Raw genomic sequence first — 15060 nt, forward strand, 5'->3', positions numbered from 1 at the left:
CCGTTCAATCAGCGTAGCGGCTATCAGCCAAGAAACAGCTGATAGGCCGGGTTATCGCTCTCATCCCAATACGGATAACCGATTTCAGCCAGTGCCGCCGGCACCAGATGGCGTTCGTCGGCAGGCACTTGCAGGCCAGCCATGACCCGACCATCGGCCGCACCGTGGTTGCGGTAGTGGAACATCGAAATATTCCAGCGCCCGCCCAGCTTGTTCAGGAAGTTGAACAGCGCACCCGGACGCTCCGGAAACTCGAAACGGAACAGCAACTCATCACTGACCTTCGCCGCATGCCCGCCCACCATATGGCGGATGTGCAGCTTGGCCAGTTCGTTCTCGGTCAGGTCGACCACCGGAAAGCCTTGCTCTGTCAGGCTGGCCAGCAGTGCGCTGCGCGGGTCGTTTTCAGGATGAGTCTGCACACCCACGAAAATGTGCGCTTCGCTGCCGGTGTGGTAGCGGTAGTTGAATTCGGTGATCTGACGCTTGCCGATGGCCTGGCAAAACGCCTTGAAGCTGCCTGCTTCTTCTGGAATCGTCACGGCGATGATGGCTTCGCGGCCTTCACCCAGCTCTGCACGCTCGGCCACATGGCGCAAACGATCGAAGTTGACGTTGGCCCCGGAATCGATCGCCACCAGAGTCTGGCCACGCACGCCCCGCTGCTCAACGTACTTCTTGATCCCGGCCACACCCAACGCGCCGGCAGGTTCGGTGATCGAGCGGGTATCGTCGAAGATATCCTTGATTGCCGCACAGATCTCGTCAGTACTGACGGTGATCACTTCATCCACATAGTCTTTGCAGATGTCGAACGTGTACTGGCCAATCTGGCCCACAGCAACACCGTCGGCAAAAATCCCCACCGTTGGCAGCACTACGCGCTCGCCTGCCGCCATCGCAGCTTGCAGGCAGTTGGAGTCATCGGGCTCGACACCAATGATCTTGATATCCGGACGCAGATATTTCACGTACGCCGCAATACCGGCAATCAGCCCGCCACCGCCCACCGGGACGAAAATCGCATCCAGCGGCGCCGGGTGCTGGCGCAGAATTTCCATCGCCACGGTGCCCTGCCCGGCAATGGTGTGCGGGTCATCGTAGGGATGGACGTAGACGTAGCCTTTTTGCTCAACCAGTTGCAGCGAGTAGGCCAGGGCTTCCGGGAAGGAATCGCCGTGCAGCACCACAATGCCGCCACGGGAACGCACGCCTTCGACCTTGATCTCAGGAGTGGTTTTTGGCATGACGATAGTGGCTTTGACACCCAGTACCTTGGCCGCCAGGGCCAGGCCCTGAGCGTGGTTGCCAGCAGAGGCCGTGACCACACCGCAAGCGCGCTCGGCGTCGCTCAAGTGCATCAGCTTGTTGTAAGCGCCACGAATCTTGAACGAATACACCGGCTGCAAATCTTCACGCTTGAGCCAAATCTGGTTGCCCAACCGCTCGGTCAGCTGGTTGGCCAGCTGCAACGGGGTTTCTACGGCAACGTCATAAACACGCGAGTTTAGGATCTTCTTAACGTACTGTTCGAGCATCGGAAAGCTTCACTGGGCGGGTTGGCAGGGACCAAGGAGTCTACCCCAGCGTTTACGCGGGCGACCATACGAATCCAAAGGTTTTACATGCTTGGGTTATACTTGCGCCCTTCTGTTTGTTTAACCTTCCCGCCCCGGAGCCCGCATGACCCAGGATCAACTCAAACAGGCCGTAGCCCAGGCTGCAGTCGACTTCATCCTTCCAAAACTGGATGACAAGAGCATCGTCGGGGTCGGCACCGGCTCCACGGCCAACTGCTTCATCGACGCCCTGGCCCAGCACAAGGGCGCATTCGACGGCGCCGTGGCCAGCTCGGAAGCCACCGCTGCCCGCCTCAAGGGCCACGGCATTCCGGTGTATGAGCTGAACACAGTCAGCGACCTGGAGTTCTACGTTGATGGCGCCGATGAAAGCGACGAAAACCTGAACCTGATCAAAGGCGGTGGCGCAGCCCTGACCCGCGAGAAGATCGTGGCGGCCGTGGCCAAGACCTTTATCTGCATCGCCGACGCCAGCAAACTGGTTCCGGTACTGGGGGCGTTCCCGCTGCCGGTTGAAGTGATCCCGATGGCCCGCAGCCACGTGGCCCGCGAACTGGTCAAGCTGGGTGGCGATCCGGTCTACCGCGAAGGCGTGGTGACGGACAACGGCAATATCATCATCGACGTGTTCAACATGCAGATCATCAACCCGGTTGAGCTGGAGCGTCAGATCAACGCCATTGTTGGCGTCGTGACCAACGGCCTGTTCGCCGCCCGCCCGGCTGACCTGCTGTTGCTGGGTACGCCTGAAGGCGTCAAAACCCTGAGCAAGTAACTGCAAAACTTGTAGCCGCTGCCGCAGGCTGCGATAAGGACCGCAGGGCCTTCGCTTTTAAGCAGGGTCGCTGCGTCGCAGTGGCGCACCAAACCCATCGCAGCCTGCGGCAGCGACTACAAATCAGGTTTTTTTGAACACGTAAAACAAATTCGGCTCACTCACCACGTACACCGTCCCGTCTTCGTCCATGGCCACACCTTCTGCCTGCGGTACTGATTTTTTCAGGCCATGACGGCCCTTTTTCAGCGACAACACACTGATCGGGCGCCCCTCCAGGTCCAGCTCCAGCAACAACCTGGACTCATCCGACAGCGCCAGCAAGTGCCCGGTGCGTTCGTCAAACTGCAAGCTCGACAAATCCCGCACAAACAATCGCGCATCACGTCGCGGGTTGGTCACCACATGGGTGGCGTAAGGTTGCTGCGCATTGGCCTGAGGAAAGCCGCGCACCTCATAAATCAACATCGGGTCGCGCTCCTTTGCCACAAACAGGCGCTTGCCCACAGAGTCATAGGCCAGGCCTTCAAAGCCCTTGTTGCCCAACCGGTTGATCCCCAGCGTCAATTGCTCCGCATCTTTGGCATCCAGCACCTGGGTGCTGTCATCGATCCTTACCTTGATCAGCCGCTGTTGACGCTCATCGGTGATGACGTAAGTGTTCTCGCCAATAAACTCAACGGCCTCGGCGTCGCCAAACCCGACCAGCGCGATGCGCCGCAAGAGACGACCATCGAGGGACAGCTCGACCAGCTCGGCTTTTTTATTGGTGACGGTGAACAGGCTTTTGCGCAGCGGATCGTAGGTCAGGGCCGACACATCGTCCTCAAGTCCCTCGATCACCTTGCCTTGCAGCACGGCGCGGTACTCGCCCAGATTGATCGCAGCCGGATCGGCGGGTTGCCACAGCTGGCTGGCCTGAAACCAGGCTCGTTCAAAGATTCGAAAGTGTTGCGCGGCGAATCCGGCGGCCACAAGAGCCACGAGCATTACACCCAGAACAAGAGCAAAAGGACGGCTGACACGGCGCATTGAGGTCGAACTCTAAAAAATCAGGCAGGAGAAATACCACCACTGCCTGAACTCAACCTTAACCCTCAATACACAACGTGTCTGGCGCGCAAGACGGCTGGTTACCTGGCCTTTTTCTCGAAACGATAAAACAGGTTCGGCTCGCTCACCATGTAGAGCGTACCGTGCTCATCGATCGCGACCCCTTCGGCCCGGGGAATGGTGTTCTTGAGACCGTTGAAACCGCCGAGCAAGGTCATGAAACTGACTTGCTCGCCCAGCTCATCAAGTTCAAGGAGCATGTGCGAATCAGCCGACAGCACCAGTGTGTGCCCCGTGCGCGGGTCAATGCTCAGGGCAGACAGATTGCGCAGATCCAGTTCATCGCTGGGTACTTTTTGCTTGCTGCCGGTGAGTACCTGGCCGCCATCGCTTTTCCATACAAACAACTGCGGTGGACGCTCCTCACCCAGCAACAGCTGCTGGCGGCGTGGATCCCAGGCAATGGCTTCAAACGCCTTGTTCTGGTTTTTCGACGGGCCCAGGTCGTACTTGGGGAAGTCGGCAATGTTCAAGGTTTTGGTGTCGGCATCGATATTAACGATGCTCAGCATGTGCTCACGCTCGTCAACAATGGCCAGCAGACCGTTTTCCATCACCGTCAGGCCTTCGGGGTTGCTCCAGCCCACCAGCGGAATTTTACGCAGCACATCGCCATCAAGGGTCAGTTCCACCAGGAACGGATTCTTGCCCATCACCGAAAACAGCGTTTTGCTCAGCGGGTTATAAGCCAGATCTGATGCTTCGTCCTTTTCCATCCCCGGCAGCACCTTGGCATCAATCACCGCCGTGTAGTCAGGCAGCCACACACTTTCGTTCTGCTCAGACGGGCTTTCAAACCGCTCCAGCACCCACAATGCACCGCGGTCATCCCAATGCATGATCGACGCCAATCCATAGAGCAATGCGCCAAGCAGCAATAACCAGTAATACCAGCGCATGCGCAAGCGAGAGGACTTGGGGAGAGGCGGAATCAACTGAGGGTCTGTTGCCATTTGAGTGGGCTTCCATGAGATTTGGCTGATGCTGGACATCACAAAGCGGGCAAACCGACTGCCTCGCGCGCAATGATTATGCAAAAGGCGTGTGAAATTAATAGTAAAAATGCCAAAAAACTTGATGGCACTGGTCCTTGCTGATTGAACGAGTGCCATTGATCGACAGCGCGGGTCACTTCACAGCTATAAAAATAGACGCCCACCATTCTCGGACCTGACTCTCTATAACTTTTAGTACCACACAGACACTAATACCGAACAACTAGCACTTGCCTTTCATTACCTGCACGCTCTACCAGTAGGAGATTTCCGAATAACCCAAAGACATTCAAACGCACTCCATTCTCCCTTGACACTCATACTCCCAGGCTCTTATCTAATAAAACAACCGGCTCGGCTGACTTACTGAAGTAGTTATATATCGATCGCCTACTGTGCAGCTAACACCAGCCCACCACTCCACATTCATCACAGGCCCTGCATCACACGGCACCAGGCCCGGAACTCGCCTGTGCGACGCCTGTCGCCCACTGACCAGCCAGAAAGGAATCTTTTATATATGCCCTTTACCTCATGCATAAACAAACTTGCGCCTCCTGCACTTTCCAACCCTGAAAAAAACACGATATGCGCACGGGCCGCCGAACATTTGCTTATCACCATAACGCCTTATAAAAACATGGAGGAAGGGGACCTCATCGAGTTGTTTTGGGACGGCTGTTATGTAACCTCGCAGAAAATTCTAAACACTGACATTGGCCATCCTGTGCTGTTAAGAGTGCCTGAAAGTTTCATTCAAAGTGGCTCGGCACGTCTTTATTACCGTGTGATGCATATCGGCAGTACCCCTGCTCTTTCTGCCCAGCTCAAGGTATTTGTCAAACTTGACTGCCCGGGCGGGGAAGCCGTCGGCGATGAAAATCAGGGCCTCGCCCCACTCATCATTCCCGAGCCTATCCAGCGTTACGGGGTTAACTCCAGCCAGATGAGACGCGGCGTACCCGTGACCATCGAGCCCTACCGCAACATGGCCTGCGAAGACGCGATCACCCTGCTGTGGGGCGACGTACGCCTGGACCTGCCCAAACTGCGCCAGGTGGATATCGACAAGCCTGTGGGCGTGTTCGTCCCCCCACACATCATTCAGGAAGCCGGCGAAGACTCCAAACTGGAAGTCACCTACTGCGTGATCGACCGTGCAGGCAACAATTCGCGCTGGGCGCCCGCACGAATACTCAAGGTAGGCGCTGCAAAACGCTATCTAAAGCCCACACCACGGGAGGCACTGCACGCGGCAGAGACACACCCCAACTGGCGTAGCTAGGGCCGGGGACGCAATGGAATCATCTATTCATATTCCTAAAAGTTAGTTCTTTTAATTTTTATACTCGATTAGGGTATATAGACCGGACCACCGGACTCTCTGCTTTTATCCGCGCCGCTCAAGCGGCGCTCCCATGAAACGTGAGGTAGGTATGGTCCGTAAAACAATCACCCTTGTGCATAACGCCAGGGCATTGAGTGCAGCCAAGGAGCGGTACTAATGTCCAATCTGGCCAATGCACACCTGCAAAGCGACCAGGATGTCGCGCCTCTGTTGCTGGCAGCGCAGGTTCTGCGCACCGACAACGAAGCCCTTGAAGCCGCCCGAGCGCTGGCTGCCAGCGCACGGGAACACGCGGGCAAACGCGACCAGCAACGCAAGCTGCCGTGGTCGCATATAGAAGCCTTTACCCGTAGTGGCCTGGGAAGTATCTCCATTGGTCGCGAGTTTGGCGGGCCCAAGGTGTCATTCGTGACCCTGGCCGAAGTGTTCGCGATTATCTCGGCTGCCGATCCGGCGCTGGGGCAGATCCCGCAGAATCAGGTCGGCATTCTCAGCCTGATCGCTGCCACGGCCACCCAGGCGCAAAAAGAACAACTGTTCGCCAGCGTGCTGCAAGGCTGGCGCATCGGCAATGCAGGTCCGGAACGCGGCAGCAAAAACACCCTCGACCTGAAGGCCCGGATCACCGCCGATGGCGACGATTTCGTCATCAACGGTCAGAAGTTTTATTCCACCGGGGCCCTGTTCGCCCACTGGATTGCGGTCAAGGCAATCAACGATCACGGCAAGCCGGTCATGGCCTTTGTACGTCGCGGCACACCGGGCTTGCGCGTTGTCGATGACTGGTCCGGATTTGGTCAGCGCACCACCGCCAGCGGCACCGTACTGCTCAACAATGTTCGAGTTGAAGCCGAACTGGTGGTCGACAGTTCGCGCCTCAACGATGCGCCCAATATTCAAGGCGCGGTGTCGCAGTTGATCCAGGCGGCCATCGATCTGGGCATTGCCCGGGGCGCCATCGCCGACACCATCAGTTTTGTGCGCGAACGCTCACGCCCGTGGATCGACGCCAAGGTCGAACGCAACAGCGATGACCCTTACGTGATCGCCGACATCGGCAAGCTGCACATTGAGTTGCACGCCGCCGAGGCCCTGCTGCGCAAAGCCGGTCGCGTGCTGGACGAAGTCAGCGCCGCCGCGATTGACGCCCCCGCCGCTGCCCGCGCATCCATTGCCGTGGCCGAGGCCAAAGTGTTGACCACCGAGCTGTCGTTGCTGGCCAGCGAAAAGCTCTTCGAACTCGCCGGCAGCCGCGCCACCCTTGCCGAATTCAACCTCGACCGCCACTGGCGCAACGCCCGGGTGCATACCCTGCACGACCCGGTGCGCTGGAAGTACCACGCCATTGGCGCTTACCGCCTCAACGGCACCTTGCCTGCCCGGCATTCCTGGATCTGACCCTGGAGACACCCATGTCACTGATATCCAAACAGGTCCCGGTTATCCACAGCGATGCCGAGGCCCTGAGCGTAGCCCGTGAGCTGGCGGCGCATTTCAAACGCGACAGCGCTCTGCGCGATCGTGAGCGACACCTGCCTTTTGATGAGCTGGAACTGTTTTCCCACACCGGCCTGTGGGGCATCACCGTGCCCAAGGCCTACGGCGGTGCCGGTGTGTCCAATGTCACCCTGGCCCAGGTTATCGCGTTGATCGCTGCGGCCGATGCCTCGCTGGGGCAAATCCCGCAGAATCACTTTTATGCCCTTGAAGTTCTTCGGGTCAATGGCACTCACGAGCAAAAGCAGCGGCTGTATGCCGAAGTGCTGGCCGGGCAACGCTTCGGCAATGCCCTGGCCGAAATCGGCACCAAGACTGCACACGATCGCACCACCCACCTGGCCAAGGCCGAACACGGCTATCGCATCACCGGCCGCAAGTTCTACGCCACCGGCGCACTGTATGCGCAGCGGATTCCTACCTCGGTGGTGGACGATAACGGTATCCAGCACCTGGCATTTGTCCACCGCGACAGCGACGGCCTGAGCGTGATCGACGACTGGAGCGGCTTTGGCCAGCGCACCACGGGCAGCGGCTCGGTGGTATTCGACAACGTATCGGTCGCCGCTCAGGACGTGATCCCGTTTCAAAGCGCCTTCGAGCGTCCGACCCCGGTTGGCCCGCTGGCGCAGATTCTGCACGCGGCCATCGACACCGGTATTGCCCGCGCCGCCTTTGAAGACGCCCTGAATTTTGTGCGTACCAAAACCCGGCCCTGGATCGACGCCACCACCGATATCGCCAGCGAAGACCCCCTGACCCTGAAAAGCTTCGGCCACTTGAGTGTACGCCTGCATGCTGCCGAGGCCCTGCTGGAGCGGGCCGGGGAATTCCTCGACAGCGCCCAGACCGACACCAGCGCCAGCACCGTGGCAGCCGCCTCGATAGCCATCGCTGAGGCGCGAGCCCTGAGCACTGAAATTTCCCTGGCCGCGGGCAGCACTCTGTTCGAACTGGCGGGCAGCCAGGCCACCCTGGCCGAACACGGTCTCGACCGCCACTGGCGCAATGCCCGGGTCCATACGCTGCATGACCCGGTGCGCTGGAAGTACCACGCCGTGGGCAACTACTACCTCAACGATGCCAACCCGCCACTGCGGGGGACCATTTGATGAGTAAAAAGAAGATCCTGATCAATGCCTTCAACATGAACTGCATTGGCCATATCAATCACGGGCTGTGGACGCACCCACGGGACAACTCGACCACCTTCAACACCCTGGAGTACTGGACAGAGCTGGCTCAGCTATTGGAACGAGGACTGTTTGACGGGCTGTTCATCGCTGACATCGTGGGCGTGTACGACGTTTATCAACAGTCGGTTGATGTCCCCCTCAAAGAGGCGATCCAGTTGCCGGTCAACGACCCGCTGCTGCTGGTTTCGGCGATGGCTGCCGTCACCAAAAACCTCGGCTTTGGCCTGACCGCCAACCTGACCTACGAAACCCCGTATTTATTCGCGCGCCGCATGTCGACTCTGGATCACCTGACCCGCGGCCGCGTCGGCTGGAATATTGTCACTGGCTACCTCGACAGCGCTGCCAAGGCCATGGGCCTGACCGAGCAAGTCGAGCACGACCGTCGCTACGATCAGGCCGATGAGTACCTGCAAGTGCTTTACAAGCTCTGGGAAGGCAGCTGGGAAAACGACGCCGTGATCAATGACCCGGTGCAGCGCATCTACGCCCGGCCCGACAAGGTTCACAAGGTCAAACACGACGGTGAGTTCTATCAGGTGGAGGGGTATCACCTCTGCGAGCCGTCGCCCCAGCGCACCCCGGTCCTGTTTCAGGCGGGCAGCTCGGATCGCGGGCTGGTATTTGCCGGGCGCCATGCCGAGTGCGTGTTTATCAGTGGCCAGACCAAGGCCGCCACCAAAGCCCAGGTCGACAAGGTTCGCGCCAGCGCCGTGGCGGCGGGTCGCAACCCTGACGACATCAAATTGTTCATGGGCCTCAATGTGATCGTTGCACCGACCGAGGCACAGGCGCAGGCAAAGCGTGACGAGTACTTGCGCTATGCCAGCGCCGAAGCGGGAGTGGCGCACTTTTCCAGCTCCACGGGCATCGACTTTGCCGACTATGAGCTGGACGAGCCGATCCAGTACGTGAAGAGCAACGCGATCCAGTCGGCGACCAAAGTGCTGCAAAACAACGACTGGACCCGGCGCAAGTTGCTCGAACAGCACGCACTGGGCGGGCGCTACATCACCCTGGTGGGTTCGCCGGAACACGTGGCTGATGAACTGGAGTCGTGGATCGCAGAAACCGGCCTCGATGGCTTCAACCTGACCCGCATCGTCACCCCTGAAAGCTACGTCGATTTTATCGACCTGGTGGTCCCCGAACTGCAACGCAGGGGCTCCTATAAAACCGCTTATGACACCGGCAGCCTGCGGCAAAAGCTGTTTGTCGACGGGGATGCGCACTTGCCACAACGCCATACCGGCGCGGCTTACAGATATCAAGACCTGTAGTCGCTGCCGCAGGCTGCGATCAGGCCTGCGGGGATTTCGAGAAAACGGGTTGCGGAGCAACCCTTCGCAGCCTTCGGCAGCGACTACAGGGTTCGAATTCCGACTATTTGACTGAGAAAACACCATGAACAAAAAACACGCACTGGTTCTGGCCCTCGGGCTGTTTAGCGGCCTCATCCACGCAGCCGACAAGCCCCTCAAGGTCGGCACCACCGCCGCTTTCGCCATCCCGCTGGAAACCGCAGTGGCCGAGGCCGACAAGCAAGGGCTCAAGGTCGAACTGGTGGAGTTCACCGACTGGATCGCACCTAACGTCAGCCTGGCCAGCGGCGATATCGACGTGAACTACTTCCAGCACATCCCCTTTCTGGAAAACGCCAAGGCCGCTGCCGGGTTTGACCTGACGCCTTACGCCAAAGGCATCATCAACAACGTGGGCCTGTATTCGAAAAAATACAAAAGCCTCGACGCCTTGCCTGAAGGCGCCACTGTCGCCATCGCCAACGACCCGATCAACAGCGGGCGCGGCCTGCAACTGCTGGCCAAGGCCGGGTTGATTACCCTCAAGCCCGGCGTCGGCTACAAGGCCACCGAAGAAGACATCATCGCCAACCCGAAGAAGGTCAAAATCCTGCAGGTTGAAGCCGTGCAACTGGTGCGTGCCTACGACGATGCCGATCTGGTTCAGGGCTACCCTGCCTACATCCGCCTGGCCAAGACCTTTGATGCCGAGTCGGCGTTGCTGTTCGACGGCATCGATCACCCCGAGTACGTGATTCAGTTCGTGATCCAGCCTAAAAACAAGGACGACCCGCGCCTGGCCAAGTTCATCGACATTTATCAGCACTCCCCCGTGGTCAAGGCCCAACTGGATAAGACCTACGGCAACCTGTACCAACCCGGCTGGGGAGGCTGATCATGAGCGTGGCCATTGCTCGCGAGCGGCTCGATCAGCCGCAGCCCAGCGCGAACCACACCGAGCTGCACCCCGAGCTGAGCCACGCCCATGTGCGTTTTATCGGTATCGGCAAAACCTATGAGGGCCGCCAGGGCCCGGTGGATGCCCTCAAAGGCATCGACCTGGCGATTCAACGGGGGGAAATTTTCGGCATTATTGGCCGCAGCGGCGCGGGCAAGTCGTCGCTGATTCGTACCATCAACCGCCTCGAACACCCCAGCAGCGGACGCGTGCTGATTGACCAGGTGGATATCGCCGGTTTTGACGAAGACACACTGGTCGCGCTGCGGCGCAAGATCGGCATGATTTTCCAGCACTTCAACCTGATGTCAGCCAAGACCGTGTGGCAGAACGTCGAACTGCCGCTCAAGGTGGCGGGGGTTCCCAAGCTGCAACGCGAGCAGAAAGTCCGCGAACTGCTGGAGCTGGTCGGCCTGCAAGGCAAGCACACGGCCTACCCGGCGCAACTCTCGGGCGGGCAGAAACAGCGTGTCGGCATTGCCCGGGCGCTGGTTCACGACCCGGCGATTCTGCTCTGCGACGAAGCCACCTCGGCGCTGGACCCCGAAACCACGCAGTCGATTCTGGGCTTACTGCGCGAAATCAATCAGCGCCTGGGCCTGACCATCATCCTCATCACCCATGAAATGGCTGTGATTCGGGATATTTGCCACCGCGTAGTGGTGCTTGAGCAAGGCCGGGTGGTGGAGCAAGGGCCGGTGTGGCAAGTGTTTGGCGACCCGCAGCACGATGTCAGCAAAACCCTGCTCGCGCCGCTGCAAGACACCCTGCCCGAAGCCCTGCAAAAGCGTATTTGCGCGCAACCGCTGTCTTCGCAATCCAGCGTGATCCTGCGTCTGCGCTTCACCGGCAACCAGGCGCAAGAGCCGGATCTTGGCGCGTTGTTCAGCGCCCTGGGTGGGCAGGTGCGACTGCTGCACGGCGGTGTCGAGCACATCCAGGGCCATGCCCTGGGCCAACTGCTGCTCAGCGTGACCAGCACGTCCCTGGGCGTGGACGAACTGCGCAAGCGCGCCGGTCAATGGGCACAACAGGTCGAGGTGGTGGGTTATGGGATTTGATCGTTTATGGCAGGGGGTGATCGACACCTTCTTGATGGTCGGTGTGTCTTCGCTGATCGCGCTGATCCTGGGTATTCCGCTGGCGGTGATTCTGGTCACCAGCGGCAAGGGTGGCATTTATGAAGCCCCGGCGCTGAACAAGGCATTGGGGGCGTTCGTGAATCTGTTTCGCTCAATTCCCTTTCTGATTTTGATGGTGGCGCTGATCCCGTTTACCCGCCTGATTGTAGGCACTACCTACGGGGTCTGGGCTGCAGTCGTACCACTGACCATCGCGGCTACACCGTTTTTTGCCCGGATTGCCGAAGTCAGCCTGCGCGAAGTTGATCACGGATTAATCGAAGCCGCCCAGGCGATGGGCTGCAAGCGTCATCACATCATCTGGCATGTGCTGTTGCCCGAAGCCTTACCCGGTATCGTCGGCGGTTTTACCATCACCCTGGTGACCATGATCAACTCTTCGGCAATGGCTGGCGCGATCGGTGCAGGCGGGTTGGGTGACATTGCATACCGCTACGGCTATCAGCGCTTCGACTCGCAAGTGATGTTGACCGTGATCGTATTGCTGGTGATTTTAGTGGCCGTGATTCAGCTCGGCGGCGACCGCCTGGCCCTGGCACTGAACAAACGCTGAGGTATAGTCGGCGGCCTGACTGACGCCGACTGAGCCTGCGATGACCCTCGATCCAAAGACCCTCGAACAGATTGCTGCCATCACACTTGGCCACTATCAACAGAGTGCCGAAGGCTTCCGTGAAGGCACCCGCGACCACGACGTGAGCCAGAACATCAACGCTCTGCTGCGGCATATCCAGGGCAGTTCGCCGTTTTCGATTCTGGATTTTGGCTGTGGTCCGGGTCGCGACCTGCAAACCTTCACCCGGCTGGGCCATGTCGCGGTCGGGCTGGACGGCACCGAGCGTTTCACTCAAATGGCCCGCGAGGACAGCGGCTGCGAAGTGTGGCACCAGGACTTTCTCAAGCTTGATTTGCCCGCTGAGCGCTTCGACGGCATTTTTGCCAACGCCTCGTTGTTCCATGTGCCGACCCAGGAACTGGGCCAGGTACTGGGCAAGCTGCACGCTACCTTGAAACCCGGGGGCGTACTGCTCAGTTCCAACCCTCGCGGCGACAACCGTGAAGGCTGGAACGGTGAACGTTATGGCGCTTATCACGATCTGGAGAACTGGCGTGCGATGCTGATGGCAGCCGGTTTTGCCGAACTTGAACACTACTATCGCCCGGCGGGCTTGCCCCGTGACCAGCAGCCGTGGCTGGTGAGTGTGTGGCGCAAGCCCGCTGCACAAGCCCTGTAGTCGCTGCCGAAGGCTGCGAAGGGTTGCGGAGCAACCCGTTATTCTGAATTTCACGCGACCCTCAACGCAGCCTTCGGCAGCGACTACAGTGCTGTAAACGGTGTGCTCTTAGCCAAAGAACCAGTAGCACACCAAAATAGCGGCCACGACACCCGCCAGTTCAGCCAGCAAGGCGCAGCTCACCGCATGCCGGGCTCGCTGTATACCCACGGCACCGAAGTACACCGCCAGTACATAGAAGGTGGTTTCAGTACTGCCCTGCACCGTGGCCGCCACCAGCGCCGGGAAGCTGTCCACACCCTGGGTCTGCATGGTTTCGATCAGCAACGCCCGTGCAGCACTGCCCGAGAAAGGCTTGACCATCGCCGTGGGCAAAGCGTCGACAAAACGGGTGTCCCAACCCAACCACTCGACCACATGACGAATGCCGTCCAGGCCAAAGTCCAGGGCCCCGGATGCCCGCAACACCCCCACTGCACACAGCATCGCCACCAGATATGGCAGCAGGTTTTTTGCCACGTCGAAGCCTTCCTTGGCCCCTTCAACGAACGCTTCGTAAACCTTGACCTTGCGCAAGGCGCCAATCACCAGAAACAACATGATCAGCCCAAACAGGGTGAGGTTGCCCAGGATCGAGGACAGGCTGGCCAGCGCCGTGGCCGACAGGGTCGCCAGCAGCGCCATGAAGCCGCCCAGGATCAACGCGCCAGGCACCAGGTACGCCAGCACCACCGGGTCCCACAGGCGCAGACGCTGCACCACGGCCACCGATAGCAGCCCGACCAGGGTTGAGGCACTGGTCGCCAGCAGGATCGGCAGGAACACCAGCGTCGGGTCAGGAGCCCCTTGCTGGGCGCGATACATAAAGATGGTGACCGGCAACAGGGTCAGGGACGAGGCGTTGAGCACCAGAAACAGGATTTGCGCATTGCTGGCACTGGTCGGGCTCGGGTTGAGTTCTTGCAGGGCGCGCATGGCTTTGAGGCCGATGGGAGTGGCAGCGTTGTCCAGCCCCAGGCCGTTGGCGGCAAAGTTAAGGGTAATAAAGCCCAGCGCCGGGTGGCCGGGCGGGACTTCCGGCATCAGGCGCTTGAACAGCGGCCCCAGCGCCCTGCCCAGCCAGTCGACGATCCCGGCCTTTTCGGCAATACGCAAAAAGCCCAGCCATAACGTCAGTGTGCCGAAGAGCAAAATCATCACTTCGACCGACAACTTGGCCATGGCGAAGATGCTTTCCACGATCGCGGAGAAGATCCCCGCATTGCCCCCCACCAACCATTGGGCGAGCGCCGACACCGTAGCGACGACGAAAAAGCTGAGCCATAGGCCGTTGAGCATCAAGAAAACTCCTGGAAGATGGTGCGAATGATAGCGGCCTACCCCCAGAAACAACAAACCCCGGCCTGGGCCGGGGTTTGTGGGAGTTGCACTACCAGGCGAGGTTACTCACCTTTTGGCAGGGCTTCCTTGCTGCGCCAGTGCGGCAGCGAGTTCCAGTAGCGCTCGCCCTTGGCGTCGTCGTACATGCCTTCCCAACGGGAAATTACCAGTACCGCCAGGGCGTTACCGATCACGTTCAGGGCCGTACGGGCCATGTCCATCACACGGTCAACACCGGCGATAAAGGCCAGGCCTTCCAGCGGGATACCCACGCTGCCCAGCGTGGCCAGCAACACCACGAAGGACACGCCCGGCACACCGGCGATGCCTTTGGAGGTGACCATCAGGGTCAATACCAGCAGCAGTTGCTGGCTGAGCGACAGGTCGATGCCATACAGCTGAGCGATAAAGATTGCCGCGATGCTCTGGTACAGGGTCGAACCGTCAAGGTTGAACGAGTAGCCGGTCGGTACCACAAAGCTGCAAATCGCTTTCGGTGCGCCGTAGGCTTCCATCTTCTCGATCACGCGCGGCAGCACG

Annotated in this window: 14 protein-coding genes; 9 read left to right on the plus strand and 5 right to left on the minus strand. The window is 59.4% G+C overall.

Annotation, left to right across the window (positions count from 1 at the left end; translation table 11 throughout):
• Nucleotides 1-23 precede the first annotated feature (23 nt).
• Nucleotides 24-1538, minus strand: coding sequence for a threonine ammonia-lyase, biosynthetic (ilvA, locus tag KO536_RS19630; protein ID WP_133075122.1), 1515 nt, complete (start codon nt 1536-1538; stop codon nt 24-26).
• Between the two features lie 145 nt (nt 1539-1683).
• On the opposite strand from ilvA, the gene rpiA reads away from it, so the two are divergent.
• A complete protein-coding gene (rpiA, locus tag KO536_RS19635; protein ID WP_133075121.1) occupies nt 1684-2355 on the plus strand; it encodes a ribose-5-phosphate isomerase RpiA in 672 nt (223 codons plus the stop codon).
• A gap of 123 nt (nt 2356-2478) precedes the next feature.
• Here rpiA and KO536_RS19640 read toward each other — a convergent pair whose 3' ends face one another.
• Both KO536_RS19640 and KO536_RS19645 read right to left on the minus strand, forming a co-directional pair.
• Nucleotides 2479-3387, minus strand: coding sequence for an SdiA-regulated domain-containing protein (locus tag KO536_RS19640; protein WP_133075120.1), 909 nt, complete (start codon nt 3385-3387; stop codon nt 2479-2481).
• A gap of 101 nt (nt 3388-3488) precedes the next feature.
• A complete protein-coding gene (locus KO536_RS19645) occupies nt 3489-4421 on the minus strand; it encodes an SdiA-regulated domain-containing protein (protein WP_219262687.1) in 933 nt (310 codons plus the stop codon).
• A gap of 562 nt (nt 4422-4983) precedes the next feature.
• Between KO536_RS19645 and KO536_RS19650 the strand changes: the two genes are divergently transcribed.
• From KO536_RS19650 to KO536_RS19685, 8 genes are all read left to right on the plus strand, one after another.
• On the plus strand, nt 4984-5748 hold the full coding sequence (locus tag KO536_RS19650; protein ID WP_219262688.1) for a hypothetical protein: 765 nt from the start codon (nt 4984-4986) through the stop codon (nt 5746-5748).
• Between the two features lie 219 nt (nt 5749-5967).
• Nucleotides 5968-7209 carry an SfnB family sulfur acquisition oxidoreductase gene (locus KO536_RS19655; RefSeq protein WP_219262689.1) on the plus strand — a complete coding sequence of 414 codons (1242 nt, stop codon included), beginning with the start codon at nt 5968-5970 and terminating at the stop codon, nt 7207-7209.
• Between the two features lie 14 nt (nt 7210-7223).
• Entirely contained in the window at nt 7224-8420 is a 1197-nt protein-coding gene (locus tag KO536_RS19660; protein WP_219262690.1) for an SfnB family sulfur acquisition oxidoreductase, read from the plus strand.
• Nucleotides 8420-9784, plus strand: coding sequence for an LLM class flavin-dependent oxidoreductase (locus KO536_RS19665; protein WP_133075116.1), 1365 nt, complete (start codon nt 8420-8422; stop codon nt 9782-9784). Before KO536_RS19660 ends, KO536_RS19665 begins: the two co-directional genes overlap by 1 nt.
• 124 nt (nt 9785-9908) lie before the next feature.
• Nucleotides 9909-10700, plus strand: a complete 792-nt coding sequence (locus tag KO536_RS19670) for a MetQ/NlpA family ABC transporter substrate-binding protein (RefSeq protein WP_219262691.1) — start codon at nt 9909-9911, stop codon at nt 10698-10700.
• Between the two features lie 2 nt (nt 10701-10702).
• Nucleotides 10703-11824 (plus strand): methionine ABC transporter ATP-binding protein, encoded by a 1122-nt coding sequence (locus KO536_RS19675; protein ID WP_219262692.1) that lies wholly within the window; start codon nt 10703-10705, stop codon nt 11822-11824.
• Complete coding sequence (locus KO536_RS19680) at nt 11814-12458, plus strand: methionine ABC transporter permease (protein ID WP_019828117.1); 645 nt, start codon at nt 11814-11816, stop codon at nt 12456-12458. Before KO536_RS19675 ends, KO536_RS19680 begins: the two co-directional genes overlap by 11 nt.
• Nucleotides 12459-12498: 40 nt before the next feature.
• Entirely contained in the window at nt 12499-13140 is a 642-nt protein-coding gene (locus tag KO536_RS19685) for a bifunctional 2-polyprenyl-6-hydroxyphenol methylase/3-demethylubiquinol 3-O-methyltransferase UbiG (RefSeq protein ID WP_219262693.1), read from the plus strand.
• Between the two features lie 108 nt (nt 13141-13248).
• On the opposite strand, the gene KO536_RS19690 is transcribed toward KO536_RS19685, so the two are convergent.
• Nucleotides 13249-14478: a nucleoside recognition domain-containing protein gene (locus tag KO536_RS19690; RefSeq protein WP_133075112.1), complete on the minus strand. Its 1230-nt coding sequence runs from the start codon at nt 14476-14478 to the stop codon at nt 13249-13251.
• 104 nt (nt 14479-14582) lie between these two features.
• On the minus strand, nt 14583-15060 hold a 478-nt coding region (locus tag KO536_RS19695), incomplete at its 5' end, for a cation:dicarboxylate symporter family transporter (protein ID WP_219262694.1).

Origin of the sequence: Pseudomonas sp. NKUCC02_KPG (genome assembly GCF_019345465.1) — a bacterium.
In the GTDB taxonomy this organism is placed as follows: Bacteria; Pseudomonadota; Gammaproteobacteria; order Pseudomonadales; family Pseudomonadaceae; genus Aquipseudomonas.